Here is a 14517-nt window from a genome sequence, read left to right as displayed (position 1 = left end):
CGGGGCGGCCCCCCAATTCCCCCCCCCCCCGCGGTTTTTTCCCGGGGTGGGGGGCCGGCCCCCGGGGGGGCCCCCGGCCCCGGGGGGGCCCGGGGCTGGGCGGGGGGGGGGGGGGGGGCCCCCCCCCCCCCCACCCCCCGAAGGACAACTCCGTTACGGCGTCGTCTTCGTGATGATCACGCTGCCCTTGCCCGCGACCGAGCCGCGCGCGTTGAGCAGTTGCACCTCACCGAAGAACTTGCGTCCCTCGGGTGCCGCGGCCGAGGCCAGGAGCGAGGCCGAGACCTTGGCGGAGGCGCCGTGCGGCAGGTTGACCGTGGTGGTGTCGTCCACCGTGACCGTACCGAGGGCGTCGGAGAAGTAGACGTCCTCGTAGTCGTAGGTGGTCGTCCCCGCCGGTACGGCGTAGGCGTCCACCTCGAAGGTGTACGTCCCCGCGGGCGGGTTGGCCAGGCTGACCCGCTCGTCGGAGCCGCCGCTGGCGGACTGCGCGACGAGCACCCCGTCCCGGTAGACGTACAGGTCGAGGTCGGCGGCCGTGTCGGACGTCCCGCCGATCGACACGTCGAGCCGGGAGGCGCCGGGGCCGAGCGTCAAGGTGGTGGTCTGCGTGTCACCGTCGGCGATCGTCGGCTTGGCGGTGAACGCCGAGCCGAGCGGGCCGCCCTTGAGCTTGCCCTGGATCGGGGCGAAGCCGTTGGTGACCGTCCAGTCGACCGGGGTCGGCGTGCCGACCTTGGCCTCGGGAACCGTCTTGACCGCCGGGTCGAAGGCCACGCCGAGCAGCGTCACCGACAGGTTGTACGGGTTGTCGAGCTGCGGCGAGGTGCGGCGCGCCTCGACCGCGATCTCCCACACGCCCGGCATCGGGTTGGCGTAGGAGCGCACGTCCGGGCGGCACTTGTTGTTGGGGTTGTCGTAGTTCGGGTAGCAGTCGATGGTCTGGGTCGAGTCCAGCGGCACACCGTACGGGTGCATCGTCAGGAACCGGGTCTGGCTGCCGGTCTTGAGCCCGTCCATGGCGACCTCCAGCGAGGTTGCGCCCGCCGGGACCGTCACGAAGTACGACCTCGTGGTGTCGCGCTCGATGCTGCCGGAGCGGGTCAGCGTGTACGACGGGCCCGCGACCGGGGTGGAGACGAGCACCGCGGCCGACATCTGCGAGTCGATGCCGCGGGTCAGCGGGTCGTCGATGTTCAGCAACGCGCTGTGCGCGCCCACCGACTTCGGCTTCGCGGTGACCTTCACGGTGACCGGCTTGTTCAGCGGCAGCAGCACCAGCGGGCTGGCCACCTTGAACGTGCCGTCGTTGTGCGCCCAGGTGAGCGTGTGCAGTTGGGCGTAGACCGGACCGCTGGTACGGGTCACGGTGACGTCGTACGTCCGCGACTGCCCGGCCTGGAGGCCGCCTTCACGGTCGTACACGCCGGTGCCGAAGCCCGGGGTGACGAGGTAGTCCTTCAGCACCGTGTTGACCGGCGCCTTGACCGTGTACGTGTTGGTCTTGCCGCCCTGCTTGAGCAGGTTCCAGGCCGGGCCGACGGCGATGAGACCGGCGCCCTGGTCGATGGTCTGCGTGCCGGGGATCGACTTGGCGGTGCTGGTCAGCGCGGTACGGAGCTGCGCGGGGCTGACCGTCAGGTGCTTGGCCTTGGCCGCGGACAGCAGCAGCGCGGAGGCTCCGGCGGCCTGCGGGGACGCCATCGAGGTGCCCTGGAGCATCGCGTAGCCGGGCGGCAGGGTGTAGCCCGCCTCCTTCACCGGCCCGCCCGGCTCCCAGGTCGGGATGGTGTTGATGGACGCGCCGGGCGCGGTGATGACCGGGGCGAGGCCGCCGTCCTCACGCGGGCCGCGCGAGGAGAAGGGCATCATCGAGTACGGAACGGTCATCTGCGAGCCGTAGTTGGCCGCCCAGGTCTCCTTGGAGATGGATGCGCCGACGCTGAGCACGTGGTCCGCGAGGCCGGGGTCGCCGATGGTGTTGACGCCGGGGCCGTCGTTGCCCGCGGAGATCACGAGCTGTATGCCGTAGGTGTCGATCAGCTCCTTGTAGAGCTGGTCGCGGGCGCTGGCACCGTCGTTGAGGGCGCCGAGACCGCCGATGGACATGTTGACCACGTCCACGTGCCGGTTGACGACCAGGTCGATCATGCCCTCGGTGAGCGCGATGCTGGTGCAGCCGCCGCTCCAGGTGCAGGCGCGCGAGGAGACGATCTTCGCGCCGGGCGCCGCGCCGTTCATCTTGCCGCCGAACAGGCTGTTGGCGGAGGTGATGCCCGCCACGTGCGTGCCGTGCTCGGACTCCACGAGGCCGAAGTTCACGAAGTCCGCGGTCTTGCCGACCCAGGTCCCGCCGTAGGGGTCCATGGGCACGTTCTTGCGGATCTCGACGGTGAACGGGATCGACTCGGAGATCGGCGTCGCCGGGTTGTCGGTGCCGAAGTGGCCGATCTGGAAACCGTCCTTGTACGGCTTCATCGCGGTGTCGTCCGTGAAGTCGCCGTTGTCGTTCAGGTCCACGCGGACCGTACCGGCGGCCGGGTCGTACAGCACGCCCCACTTGTCGGTGGTGTCGCCGTCGCGGTTCAGGTCGCCGTTCATGTCGCCGCCGATGGTGGCGGATTCGGCGAACGTGCTGAAGTAGTAGTTCCCCGCGGGCGCCTTCCAGGTGCGTCCCGAGGAGGTGAAGGCCGGGCCGGAGACCGCGGTCACCATCGGGCGCCAGGTGGCGTCGCCGTCGAGGATCGGGTCGGTCGCGGTGATCCAGTCGACGATCTTGCGCTCACCGGTGGTGGTCTTCTGGAGCGCCGGGTGGCCGATGTCCACACCCGAGTCCAGGATGCCGATGGTCACGCCGCGGCCGTCGTACTTCGGGTTGTCCTTGACGAAGTCGACCGCGCCGGTCTCGAACGCCGGCTGGTACGGGTTCTTGGCCGGGGTGTCCTTGCCGGGACCGGGGTACGTCGTGGCCGACGCCTTCCCGTTCTTGGCCGCCGCCGCGGTGGTGTCCGCCGCCGGGGTCGGGTCGTCGAGCTTGATCTCCTGCTTGAGGTCGATCGCGATGACCGAGGACAGCTTCTGCGCCGCTGCGATGGCCTGGTCCGCCTTGCCGGTCGGCACGGTGGCCCGCACATAGCCGATCTTGTCGTACCGCAGACCCACGCTGGCGCCCTGCGCGTCCAGCTTGTCGGCGACCTGGCCGGTGCTGCCGGGCTTGGTGGCGACCATGAAGGTGACGTTCTTGTCGCCGTCCGCCTTGGCCTTGGCCAGCAGCGAGGCGTCCGCGGACCCGAGTTTGTCCGCGGCTCCGCCCTTGTCGGCGGCGCCCTTGTCCGGCGAGCCGGGTCCGGGCGCGGGGGTGGAGGAGGGCGAGGCGGGCGCGTCCGCGATCGCGAGCGCGGGCCCGGCGGCCGACAGCGCGGCAACCAGACCCGCGGCCAGCGCGATACGGGCCGCGCGTCTCTTGCCGGGAATGTGAGCGAGTGGCATGGGCATCCCTGTTCGGACCGAGGTGGTCTGTTCGGAAAACGGAGCCGGTCGATCGCTCACATTGCTGGAATTGACTCCCCTTTGGGGAGTGTTGACCGTCCAATGGTCTGGGCATGACGTGTTTCCGCCAACCGCCATCAGGACGAATACGGTACGGGTCGGGGTAAATCGCCGGGACCCCGCTTCCTCGTGTGACGGGTGGTCACCTCGGGGTGACCACCACATACGCGGCGGGTGTCCGGTCGGCGGACGCCATCAGCGCGGTCCTGACGATCGCCGCCTGCTGCTCGGCGGAGTCCCTCAGTTTGGCCGGAGTGAGGTGGATGACGGTGATGCCCAGCGCCTCCAGACGCTCCCGCTCACGGGCGTAGCGCGACCACACGGCGTCGTCCTCGGCGTTCTCGAAACCGTGCTCGAAGGCCCGGTCGAAGAGCTGGTCGAAGGCGCCGCCGGGACCGTACGTGCCACCCGGTCCGTACGCGTCGCCGTCCCCGTACGCGTCCGTCGCGTATACGTCACCGTGGCCGTCCTCGCCCGCCGCCGTGCCCGGCCGTGCGGTGCGCGCGTCGATCTCCACCGCCACCGCGTGCTCCGGCCAGTACGCGTCGACCCCGCCGAGCGGCGGGCCGCCCGGCAGCCGGAGGTCCACGTTCCACACCGGGTCGGGCAGCGCGTGGCGGCGCACCATCGCGATCAGCCGGTCCTCGGCGACCGACCGGCCCTCGGCGAGCAGCGCGTCCAGCGCCGCCGCCACCTGGGGCCGGTCCAGCAGCCGCGCGTGCTCCAGCTCCTCCAGTACGGCGCCCGCGTCGCAGTGCCCGCCGCGCACCGCCTCGGTCAGCAGCCGCCGCACCGTCTCGGCGTCGTCCAGCTCCGCGACCGCGTCGGCCAAGGCGCGCGGCACCGGCGCGCAGGGCAGTCCGGCGACCTCCTGCGGGCGGGGCAGCGCGTTGGTCCTGCGGATCGCCACGTCGCCCGCGTCGCGCAGCCTGCGCTGCCGCGGCACCAGGACGTCGATCCGGGGCAGCCCCGGCAGCGGCGGCACCGAAGAGAAGCGGTGCAGGGCCAGGGCGGCCAGCCCGGTCACCATCGCCTCCCGGCCGCCGCCGAGCGGGCCGTGCGCTTCCGGATCGCGGCCCGCGTACAGCAGCGCCGCCTCCAGGCGCTCCGCGCTGTTCGGGGGCCCGGAGTGCAGCAGGTACACCTGCGGCAGCATCTGTTGCCACGGCCCTCCCGGGCGGCACCGCTCCGCGATCACGCCCGGTGTCACGCCGCGCTCCCTGAGCTGACGGACCGTCAAGACGTTGTGGGCGGTGCGGAGGTGGTCGGCGGTGCGGTGTGAGTGGGGGTTCTCGATGCTCATGCCGTGGTCGTTCCCGCCGCCGGCCCCGTCACTAACCGCTGTTACACGCCCGTCGACAAACCCGGACAAGCCTGGGCTAAAGTCCATGTGTTCGGATGCCGAGCTTACCTTTTCACCTATTCGGGTGACCCCCTCCGGGGGCCTGCTCTTTGCCCGCCCCGCCCACCCGTGCGGGTGTTTTCTTCGTCTGCGGGTGCCGCTTGTGCCTGGTCGGTGCCGGTCCGGGGTACCTCCTCGAAATCCGTATCACCTGGCCTTTCCGCATTCGGTACCCGGCCGTCAACGTATTTCTGCGGGGGCACCCCGGCCCGTCCCCTCCTCGCTCGTCGGCGTCCGCCTGCCGGTGGGGGTTGCCGGGGAAGGGGGTGGGTGGTCTGAGGTGCGGGGACAGCCGACGGTCCGCTGTGGTACCGGGGCAGGCGTGGGTGGGTCACGGTCCGTTGGCCTCCGCCTGGCCAGTGGGGGCGGCGAGGGGGTGGGTGGGCTCCATTACGTCGGCGTCCGCCCGCGCGCTGTAACTGGGGGAGGTGTCCCTCCGCTGTGGGGACCGGCGGAGACCGCCTGTCTGCGACAGCCCTCCGCCTGCGGACCGTCCGAGGGTGCCCACCCATCCAGCCCCTTGGGTGGAGGGCGCTCGGGGCACCCTCACGATCTTGGACACCCATCCCGGCCATCCACGGACCGTCGGACGCCGACGTACCCGAACCCACCCACCCCCCTCCGCAACCCCCACCGGCAGGCGGACGCCGACGTACCCGTACCCACCCACCCCCCTCCCGGCCACCCCCACCGGACAGGCGGACGCCGACGTACCGGGAGGGGACGGGCCGGGGTGCCCCCGCAGAAATGCGGTGACAGGGAGGGTGCCGAATAAGCAAAGGCCAGGTAGCCGCATTTCGAGGAGGTGCCCCGGACCGGCACCGACCCAGGCACAAGCGGCACCCGCAGACGGAGAAAGCACCCGCACGGGTGGGCGGGCGGGCAAAGACACCCCCCCGTCAGCTCACCGCAGGGACTGGGCGCGGAGCGCCCGCGCGAGGTCGTCGCGCGACTCAACGACCAAGCGCCGCAAGGCGGGCGCCGCGTCGGCGCGGGCAGAGAGCCACGCGTCGGCCGCGGCCAGCGCCTCAGGACCCTGGTGGTGCGGGAACAGACCCCGCACCACCGCCATGCCGATCTCGATCGACCGCTCGCCCCAGACGCGCTCGATCGAGGCGAAGTACGGCTCGACGTACGGCGCCGTCAACCCCCGCTGCCCCGGCTGCGCGAAGCCCGCGATGGTGGCCTCGACCAAGGCGTTGGAGAGCCGGTCGGAGTCCACGACATCGGCCCAGGCCGCCGCCTTGACCTGCGCGGAGGGCCGCGCGGCCAGGCAGCGCACCTCGTGCCGGTGACCGGAGGCGGTGTCGTCGCGGGAGCGCTCGGCCGCGACCGCCGCCGCGTCCGCGTCGCCCTCGGCGGTGAGGGTCTCGAGGAAGGTCCAGCGCAGTTCCTGGTCGACGTCGAGCCCGTCGATCTTCGCCGAGCCGTCCAACAGCCCGCGCAGCAACTGGAGATCGGCCGCCGACGAGGCCACGGAGGAGAAGAACCGCGCCCACGCCAACTGGTGGCCGCTGCCCGGCTCCGCCTGCCGCAGCTCCCGCAGCGCGCCCTCGGCGAGCGACCTGGCGGCCTCCTCGCGGTGGTCGGGTGCCACGTAGTGCGACAGCGCGGAGCGCGCCTGCTGGTGCAGCGACTGGAGCACCCCGATGTCGCTCTCGGAGCCCGCGAAGAGCAGCACGAGACCGAGGTAGTCACGGGCGGGCATCAGCCCGTCACGGGTCAGATTCCACACCGCCGACCACGCCAGCGCCCGCGCCAACGGGTCGGTGAGGTCGCCGAGATGGGCGCGGAGCGTGTCCAGTGACACCTCGTCGAAGCGGATCTTGCAGTACGTCAGGTCGTCGTCGTTGACCAGCACCAGCTCGGGCCGGTCCTGGCCGGCCAGGCCGTCCACCACGGTCACCGGGCCCGACACGTCGGTCTCGACCCGCGCGTACCGTTCGAGCGCGCCGCCCGGCACCCGCCGGTACAGGCCCACCGCGACGCGGTGCGGGCGCAGTTCGGGGTGCGACTCGGCGGCGGTCTGGAGCACCGACAGCTCGGTGATCTTCCCGTCCGCGCCGTAGACCACCTGCGGGGTCAGGGAGTTGACGCCCGCCGTCTCCAGCCACGCGCGCGACCACTGCGCCATGTCGCGGCCCGAGGTCTCGGCCAGCACCGCCAGCAGGTCGGCGAGCGTGGTGTTGCCGTACGCGTGCCGCTTGAAGTACCGGCGCGCCGCCTCCAGGAAGGCGTCCCGGCCCACGTACGCCACGAGTTGCTTGAGCACCGAGGCGCCCTTGGAGTACGTGATGCCGTCGAAGTTCAGCTTCGCGTCCTGGAGGTCGCGGATGTCGGCGACCACCGGGTGCGTGGAGGGGAGTTGGTCGGCGCGGTACGCCCACGCCTTGCGCCGGTTGGCGAAGGTGATCCACCCGGCGTCATACTGCGTGGCCTCCACCATCGCGAAGGCGCCCATGAAGTCCGCGAAGGACTCCTTCAGCCACAGGTCGTCCCACCAGCGCATGGTGACCAGGTCGCCGAACCACATGTGCGCCATCTCGTGCAGGATGACGTTGGCCCGGCCCTCGTACGACGCGCGGGTGACCTTGCCGCGGAAGACGAACTCCTCCCGGAAGGTGACACATCCGGGGTTCTCCATCGCGCCGATGTTGTACTCGGGCACGAACGCCTGGTCGTACTTCCCGAAGGGGTACGGGTAGTCGAAGTTGTCGTGGAAGAAGTCCAGGCCCTGTTTGGTGACCGTGAAGATCTCGTCCGCGTCGAAGTGCCGGGCCAGCGACCTGCGGCACAGCGCGCTCAACGGCACGTCGAGCACCGCCCGGTCCTCGAAGGTCCGCGAGTAGTGGTCGTGCTCCACGTGGTACGGGCCCGCGACGACCGCCGTGATGTACGTCGAGATCGGCTGCGTCGGCAGGAAGCGCGACACCGCGCCGCCGCCGTCGCCCTCGTACGGCACCGGCTCGCCGTCCCGCTCGCTGTTGCTCAGCACGGTCCAGCCCTCGGGCGCGGTCACCTGGAAGGTGAACGGCGCCTTCAGGTCGGGCTGTTCGAAGTTGGCGAAGACGCGGCGCGCGTCGGCGGGCTCGTACTGCGTGTACAGATAGACCTCGCCGTCCTCCGGGTCCTCGAAGCGGTGCAGCCCCTCGCCGGTCCTGCTGTACGCGCAACGCGCGTCGACCACGAGGGTGTTGCGCTCCGCGAGGTCGTCCAGCGCGATCCGGGTGCCGTCGAAGACGGCCGCCGGGTCCAGCTCCCGGCCGTTGAGCCGGACGGAGGTGACGGCCGGGGCGAGCAGGTCCGCGAAGGACGAGGCGCCGGGTCGCGAGCACCGGAAGTCGATCACGGTCGTCGACCGGAAGGTGCGGTCCCCGCCCGCGTCGGCCGGGTCCACCGCCGACCGTACGTCGAGGGCCACGTCGTAGCGCTCGACGGACAGGATCGAGGCCCGCTCGCGGGCCTCCTCGCGGCTGAGGTTCTCGCCGGGCACGGGCGACTCCTTTGTCTGTTCTCACAGGCCCCGCGGGTCTGTGGGCTCATGGGCGGCCCCGGGGGTCTCCCGGGTGGTCACAGCGTCCCGCATCCTCCCACGGGGGGCGTACGGGGGAGGGGTACGGGGAATGCCGTCGCGCCGGTCGCGCGTTGTGCGTGACAGAGGACTCATGTCCCCGTGAGCCCACATGCCCCCCGTGCCGCCCGGCACGCCCCGGCACGATCCGTTCGAGGAGTACGCAGTGACCGCGACCGCCCCCGAGACCGACAACCGGCCAGGCAACGACAAGACCCCGGCCGACTTCTGGTTCGACCCGCTGTGCCCCTGGGCGTGGATGACCTCCCGCTGGATGCTGGAGGTCGAGAAGGTCCGCCCGGTCGAGGTGCGCTGGCACGCCATGAGCCTGGCGGTGCTCAACGAGGACAAGCTCGACACGCTGCCCGAGGAGTACGCCACCTTCCTGCGCGACGCGTGGGGCCCGATCCGGGTCGTCGTCGCCGCCCAGCAGAAGTACGGCGAGGAGTACGTGGGCCGGCTCTACACCGCCCTCGGCACCCGCTTCCACAACCAGGGCCTGCCCAAGACCCGCGAGACCGTCGTCGCCGCGCTCGAAGAGGTCGGCCTGCCCGCCGACCTCGCCGACTACGCGGACTCCGACGAGTACGACACCGAGCTGCGCGCCTCCCACAAGGAAGGCATCGACAAGGTCGGTCAGGAGGTCGGCACCCCCGTCATCGCCGTCCCCGGCGACGACGGCGAGCAGATCGCCTTCTTCGGCCCGGTCGTCACCCCCACCCCGCGCGGCGAGGAGGCCGCCAAGCTCTGGGACGGCACCTTGCTGGTCGCCTCGATCCCCGGCTTCTACGAGATCAAGCGCACCCGCACCAAGGGCCCGAGCTTCGAGTGAGCGCGGGGGACCGGGTTCGGGACGGGGTGCCGCGCCGATGGCACATCTAGGGCTGGTGGCGCTCGTCGTGCGTGACTACGACGAGGCCATCGACTTCTACACCCGCGCGCTCGGCTTCGAGCTGCGCGAGGACACGCCCCGCGCGGACGGCGGCCGGTGGGTGGTGGTCGCGCCCCGCGGCTCGTCCGAGACGGCGCTGCTGCTCGCCCGCGCGGGCAACCTCGCCCAGGCGGACCGCGTGGGCGACCAGACCGGCGGCCGGGTCGGCCTCTTCCTCACCACCGACGACTTCGACGGCGACTACAAACGGATGGTCGCCGCCGGGGTCGTCTTCGAGGAGGAGCCGCGCTACGAGCCGTACGGCGCGGTCGTGGTCTTCCAGGACCTCTACGGCAACCGGTGGGATCTGATCGAACCCCACAAGTGACGTTGACCGGCACGGCAGTCGGGGCGGGCCCGCGAGGTCCCGCCCCGACGCATGTCACGGACGTGAGATGCCTCACGCGACCTGCCGAAACTCCCCGACTCCCCGGACCGCGCCGATAACTTGACGGTGCACGGAAGTCTCCAACCGGTCGCTCGCGGCTTTGTTCCCTTCTCACGATGATCACGCTCGGCCGCTGCGTTAGCGTCACGGTGTCCCCGACCGTCCTCACCCCGCGGAGTACCGATGACCACCGCCGAATCCGTCGCCGTTTCCCGAGCCCCCGGAGCGGTCCTGGCCGACCTGCTGCCCGCCTCGCGCGTCCGCGACACCGCCCTGGTCGTCGGCGGCGCGGTGCTCACGGGCCTGGCCGCGCAACTCTCGGTCCCGGTGCACGGCTCGCCCGTCCCGGTCACCGGCCAGACCTTCGCCGCGCTGCTGGTCGGCACCGCCCTCGGCGCCCGCCGCGGCTTCGCCTCCCTCGCCCTGTACGCCGCCGCGGGTGTCGCCGGGCTCCCCTGGTTCTCCGAGGGCGCCTCCGGCTGGTCCATGCCCAGCTTCGGCTACATCCTCGGCATGCTCCTGGCCTCCGGCGTGGTCGGCGCCCTCGCCCGCCGCGGCGGCGACCGCACCGTCGCGCGCACCGCGGGCGTCATGGTCCTCGGCTCCGCGGTGATCTACGCGATCGGCGTCCCCTACCTCGCCTGGTCCGCCCATCTGTCCGCGTCGCAGGCCGTCTCCCTCGGCCTGACCCCGTATCTCCTGGGCGACGCGCTCAAGGCCGTCCTGGCGATGGGCCTGCTCCCCGCGGCCTGGCGGCTCACCCGGTAGGGCACTCCCGCTCCGGCCCGCCGGACATGCAAAACTCATCGCATGCGCGTTTACCTCGGGTCCGATCATGCCGGTTTTGAACTCAAGAACCACCTCGTGGAGTGGCTGACCCTCCACGGCCACGAGCCCGTGGACTGCGGGCCGCACATCTACGACGCGGTGGACGACTACCCGCCGTTCTGCCTGCGGGCGGCCGAGGGCGCGGCGGGGGAGCCGGGCAGCCTCGGCATCGTGATCGGCGGGTCGGGCAACGGCGAGCAGATCGCCGCGAACAAGGTCAAGGGCGTCCGCGCGGCGCTGGCGTGGAGCGAGCAGACCGCGTCGCTGGCGCGGGAGCACAACGACGCGAACGTGCTGAGCATCGGCGGCCGGATGCACACCGAGGCGGAGGCCACGAAATTCGTGGAGATCTTCCTCACCACCCCGTACTCGCACGAGGAGCGCCACCAGCGCCGTATCGACATGCTGAGCGCGTACGAGGCCACCGGCGAGCTGCCGCCGGTCCCGGACCACCACCCCCGCCAGGGCTGACGCGGGCGATGCCGGAAGGCCACACGATCCACCGCCTGGCCGCCGACCACCGCGAGCGGTTCGGCGGCGGGGCGGTCCGGGCGAGCAGCCCGCAGGGCAAGTTCTCCGACAGCGCCGCGCTCGTCGACCGGCAGGTGCTGGAGAGCGCCGAGGCCCACGGCAAGCACCTGTTCCTGGGCTTCGGCGCGACCGGCTGGGTGCACATCCACCTCGGCCTGATCGGCAAGGTCACCTTCGGCGACGGCAAGGCGCCGCCGCCGACCGACACCGTACGGCTGCGGCTGGCGAACCGCGCGCACTGGGCGGATCTGCGCGGCCCGGCCGCCTGCGAGCTGATCACCGAGCCGGAGAAGCGGGCGATACACGACCGCCTCGGCCCCGACCCGCTGCGGCCGGGCGACGACCCGGAGCGGGCGTGGCAGCGGCTGTCCCGCTCCCGGATCAGCGTCGCCGCGCTGCTGATGGACCAGAAGGTCATCGCGGGCGTCGGCAACGTCTACCGCGCCGAAGTGCTCTTCCGGCACGGCGTCGACCCGTTCCTGCCGGGGCGTGAACTGCCGCGTCAGCGGTGGGACGCGATGTGGTCCGATCTGGTGACGCTGATGCGCGAGGGCGTACGGACCAACCGGATCGACACCGTGCGCCCCGAGCACACCCCCGAGGCGATGGGCCGCCCGCCGCGCCAGGACGACCACGGCGGCGAGGTGTACGTCTACCGGCGCACCGGACAGCCCTGCCTGGTGTGCGGCACCGGGATCAGCACCCGCCCGCTCGCGGCCCGCAATCTCTTCTGGTGCCCGGTCTGCCAGCCCGCGCATCCGCCGGTGAGCTGACCGATCTCAGAAGCCGTGCGGCAGCCACGGCTCGACGTCCCCGCGGAACGCCCTGGACGCCTCCGCCAGCGCCCCCGGCCGCAGTTCACGTACCAGCCCCGCCTCCGCCTGCCCGCGCAGCGTCGGCCCGCCGAGGTAGGCCGCGCCCAACTCCTTGACGGACAGCGCCAGGTCGGCCGCGTCCGCGGTCCGCTCGCACGTCGCGCCCTTCGCGTCGCCCGACAGCCGCCAACGCCCGGCGTTCCAGGGGCAGAAGGCGTCCTCCACCTCCAGCACCACATCCACCGGGGCGGTGTACGTCCGCGCCTCCAGCGCCTCGCCGAGATTCACCAGACGCACGTGCAGGCTGTCGCGGAAGGCCAGTTCACCGCGGCGTACGTCGGACAGGAGGTGCAGCAGCGGGTCGTCGACCGGCCGGTTGTAGAACGCCACCCGCGAGGTGAGGTCGATGGAGGACAGATAGCGCCACAGCGCCGCGTAGACCACCGGGTCCAGCGCCTCGACGTCGCTCAGCTTCACGATGTTGTCGGGACCGAAGGAACTCCACGACAGCTTCACCGAGTAGCGCGCGTAACCGCGTACCTCACCGTCCACCTCGGCCACCACGCACAGCCGCTCGCCCGCCCCGTCCCGGCTCGCCGGGGCGTCGAGGAGCGGCACCCGCTCCCAGCCGGGCCGCCTGGCCAGCATGCCGGGCCGGGTCGGCACCACCCGCGCGTAGACGGCCTCGCACGCCTCGCCCGCCGCCTCCAGCGGCACCAGCCGCAGCCGTACGTCGTCCACGCCCGGCAGGGCCCTGACGGCGGTCCTGGTCGTGTCGACGTTGCCGCGGAGCTGCAACGTGCCCGTGCCGTAGCCGAACCGGCCGTAGATCGCCGGTTCCGACGCGGTCAGCACGGCGACCGGTTCGGGTCCCTCGCGCACGTCGTCGAGCTGCCTGCGCATCATCGAGGTCAGCACACCGCGGCGGCGGTGCGTCGGCTGCACGCTCACCATGGTCACGCCCGCGGCGGGCAGCGACGCCCCGCCGGGCACCGTCACACGGAACGAGAAGGCGCCCGCGGTGCCGACGATCTCCCCGCCGTCCCACACCGCCAACGACCTTTCCAGCTCGGTCAGTTCACGCCACAGCCCCCGCTCCTCCGGGGGCTCGGCCGGCCCGCCGAAAGCCCGCTCCAGGCGGCCGTAGAACTCTTCCCAGTCGTCCCGCTCCAGCACCCGCAGTTCCGTCGTCATAGGCCCTGCCTACCAGCCGCGCCGTCCGCGGGCGAACGTATTTCCGCCGTCTACGTGACAGGTCGGGGGGTATCCGCCCTGCACGGCGGGGCGAACGGTCGATAGGGTCGCCAAGACATGGCAAAGGGCGTCGCGGGCGAGGGGCTCGGGCTGCGGTGGAGCAGATGGCTGCACCGGGCCCGGCTCGGTGTGCGCAGGGCCGGGGTCGACTACTTCCGCGGCGGCGCCTCCGACTGGGTCGGCCTCACCGTACTGATCCTCACCGTCCCCGCGCTGGCGTACACCACCGTGAGCCTGCCCGTCTGGTGCCCGCCCAGCTCCCTGGTCCTGCCGATCCTCACCGGCGGCCTGCTGCTGCGCCCCTCCAGCCTGCTGCTCCTCTACGCGGCCTCCGCCGTCGCGCTGGTCGCGGAATCCGCGGCGCTCGGCCCGTACCGCGAGGGCCCGGCCCGCGTCACGCCCGGCACCGTCCTGGTGGTCACCGCGGTGGCGCTCACCGGCCTGGTCATCGCCCAGTTCAGGGCGCGGGTCGGCGTGCCCTGGCGGGGCGGCCACACCATGCTCTTCGACCTCAGGGAGCGGATCAGGGTCCAGAGCAGACTGCCGCGGCTGCCCGCGGGCTGGCACGCCGAGATGGCGCTGCGTCCGGCGGGCGGCCAGTCCTTCTCCGGCGACTTCGTGGTGGCCACCCGCGGTTCGGTCGGCGGCCGGACGCTGGAGGCCGTGCTCACCGACGTCTCCGGCAAGGGCATGGACGCCGCCTCCCGCTCGCTGCTGCTGTCCGGCGCCTTCGGCGGCCTGCTCGGCTCGCTGCCGCCGCACTCCTTCCTCACCGCGGCCAACGGCTATCTGCTCCGGCAGAATTGGGACGAGGGCTTCGCCACTTCCGTGCACCTGGTGCTCGACCTGGAGAGCGGCGACTACGAACTGCTGTCCGCCGGGCACCTCCCAGGGGTGCAACTGCACGCGGGCAGCGGCCGGTGGGAGGAGAAGGCCGCGGAGGGCCCGCTGCTCGGGGTCTACGACGGGGCCGAATTCCACGGCGTGAAGGGGACGTTGCGCTCGGGGGACGTCCTCATGCTGTTCACGGACGGCCTGGTGGAGACGCCGGACAAGGACATCTCCGAGGGCATCGACCGGCTGATCGGCGAGGCGGACCGCTTCGTGGCGACCGGATTCCGGGGCTCCGCCTGGCGGTTGATCGAAGCGGTCGCCAAGGATGTCAACGACGACCGGGCGCTACTCGTGGTGTGCAGGGACTAGCCGACGGGAATGGGACTATGGGCCTTCGGGTCCAACTGTCGTTCC

10 protein-coding genes are annotated in these 14517 nt (G+C 71.9%); 6 read left to right on the top strand and 4 right to left on the bottom strand.

Annotation, left to right across the window (positions count from 1 at the left end; translation table 11 throughout):
• Positions 1–153: 153 nt before the first annotated feature.
• From ACIQCJ_RS22895 to pepN, 3 genes are all read right to left on the bottom strand, one after another.
• Positions 154–3489: a S8 family serine peptidase gene (locus tag ACIQCJ_RS22895; RefSeq protein WP_402712336.1), complete on the bottom strand. Its 3336-nt coding sequence runs from the start codon at positions 3487–3489 to the stop codon at positions 154–156.
• Positions 3490–3691: 202 nt separating this feature from the next.
• Positions 3692–4852: a hypothetical protein gene (locus tag ACIQCJ_RS22890; RefSeq protein ID WP_402712335.1), complete on the bottom strand. Its 1161-nt coding sequence runs from the start codon at positions 4850–4852 to the stop codon at positions 3692–3694.
• A gap of 1003 nt (positions 4853–5855) precedes the next feature.
• Entirely contained in the window at positions 5856–8444 is a 2589-nt protein-coding gene (gene pepN, locus ACIQCJ_RS22885; protein ID WP_391160370.1) for an aminopeptidase N, read from the bottom strand.
• 244 nt (positions 8445–8688) lie between these two features.
• Between pepN and ACIQCJ_RS22880 the strand changes: the two genes are divergently transcribed.
• The 5 genes from ACIQCJ_RS22880 to ACIQCJ_RS22860 all read left to right on the top strand — a co-directional run bounded on the left by ACIQCJ_RS22880 (position 8689) and on the right by ACIQCJ_RS22860 (position 11973).
• Positions 8689–9354 (top strand): DsbA family protein, encoded by a 666-nt coding sequence (locus ACIQCJ_RS22880; protein WP_391047630.1) that lies wholly within the window; start codon positions 8689–8691, stop codon positions 9352–9354.
• A 37-nt stretch (positions 9355–9391) separates the two neighbouring features.
• The gene (locus tag ACIQCJ_RS22875; protein ID WP_355349503.1) at positions 9392–9781 is read left to right on the top strand and encodes a VOC family protein; all 390 of its coding nucleotides are present in this window, start codon (positions 9392–9394) and stop codon (positions 9779–9781) included.
• Positions 9782–10024: 243 nt separating this feature from the next.
• Positions 10025–10609, top strand: coding sequence for a biotin transporter BioY (locus tag ACIQCJ_RS22870; RefSeq protein ID WP_401304568.1), 585 nt, complete (start codon positions 10025–10027; stop codon positions 10607–10609).
• A 42-nt stretch (positions 10610–10651) separates the two neighbouring features.
• Positions 10652–11140 (top strand): ribose-5-phosphate isomerase, encoded by a 489-nt coding sequence (locus tag ACIQCJ_RS22865; RefSeq protein ID WP_391047626.1) that lies wholly within the window; start codon positions 10652–10654, stop codon positions 11138–11140.
• 8 nt (positions 11141–11148) lie between these two features.
• A complete protein-coding gene (locus ACIQCJ_RS22860; protein ID WP_402712334.1) occupies positions 11149–11973 on the top strand; it encodes an Fpg/Nei family DNA glycosylase in 825 nt (274 codons plus the stop codon).
• A 6-nt stretch (positions 11974–11979) separates the two neighbouring features.
• Here ACIQCJ_RS22860 and ACIQCJ_RS22855 read toward each other — a convergent pair whose 3' ends face one another.
• Complete coding sequence (locus ACIQCJ_RS22855) at positions 11980–13209, bottom strand: GNAT family N-acetyltransferase (protein ID WP_401304564.1); 1230 nt, start codon at positions 13207–13209, stop codon at positions 11980–11982.
• A gap of 117 nt (positions 13210–13326) precedes the next feature.
• On the opposite strand from ACIQCJ_RS22855, the gene ACIQCJ_RS22850 reads away from it, so the two are divergent.
• Positions 13327–14472, top strand: coding sequence for a PP2C family protein-serine/threonine phosphatase (locus ACIQCJ_RS22850; RefSeq protein ID WP_355349518.1), 1146 nt, complete (start codon positions 13327–13329; stop codon positions 14470–14472).
• Positions 14473–14517: the final 45 nt, after the last annotated feature.

Source organism: Streptomyces sp. NPDC093221, assembly GCF_044753885.1.
Taxonomy (GTDB): domain Bacteria; phylum Actinomycetota; class Actinomycetes; order Streptomycetales; family Streptomycetaceae; genus Actinacidiphila.
Note: the sequence above shows the minus strand (reverse complement) of the source record. Positions and strands in the feature narration are given on the sequence as shown.

Coding starts and splice junctions, on each gene's coding strand:
- ACIQCJ_RS22860 (WP_402712334.1), top strand. CDS start 11,149: ATGCCGGAAGGCCACACGATCCACCGCCTGGCCGCCGACCACCGCGAG.
- ACIQCJ_RS22895 (WP_402712336.1), bottom strand. CDS start 3,489: ATGCCACTCGCTCACATTCCCGGCAAGAGACGCGCGGCCCGTATCGCG.
- ACIQCJ_RS22890 (WP_402712335.1), bottom strand. CDS start 4,852: ATGAGCATCGAGAACCCCCACTCACACCGCACCGCCGACCACCTCCGC.
- ACIQCJ_RS22875 (WP_355349503.1), top strand. CDS start 9,392: ATGGCACATCTAGGGCTGGTGGCGCTCGTCGTGCGTGACTACGACGAG.
- ACIQCJ_RS22850 (WP_355349518.1), top strand. CDS start 13,327: ATGGCAAAGGGCGTCGCGGGCGAGGGGCTCGGGCTGCGGTGGAGCAGA.
- ACIQCJ_RS22870 (WP_401304568.1), top strand. CDS start 10,025: ATGACCACCGCCGAATCCGTCGCCGTTTCCCGAGCCCCCGGAGCGGTC.
- ACIQCJ_RS22855 (WP_401304564.1), bottom strand. CDS start 13,209: ATGACGACGGAACTGCGGGTGCTGGAGCGGGACGACTGGGAAGAGTTC.
- ACIQCJ_RS22865 (WP_391047626.1), top strand. CDS start 10,652: ATGCGCGTTTACCTCGGGTCCGATCATGCCGGTTTTGAACTCAAGAAC.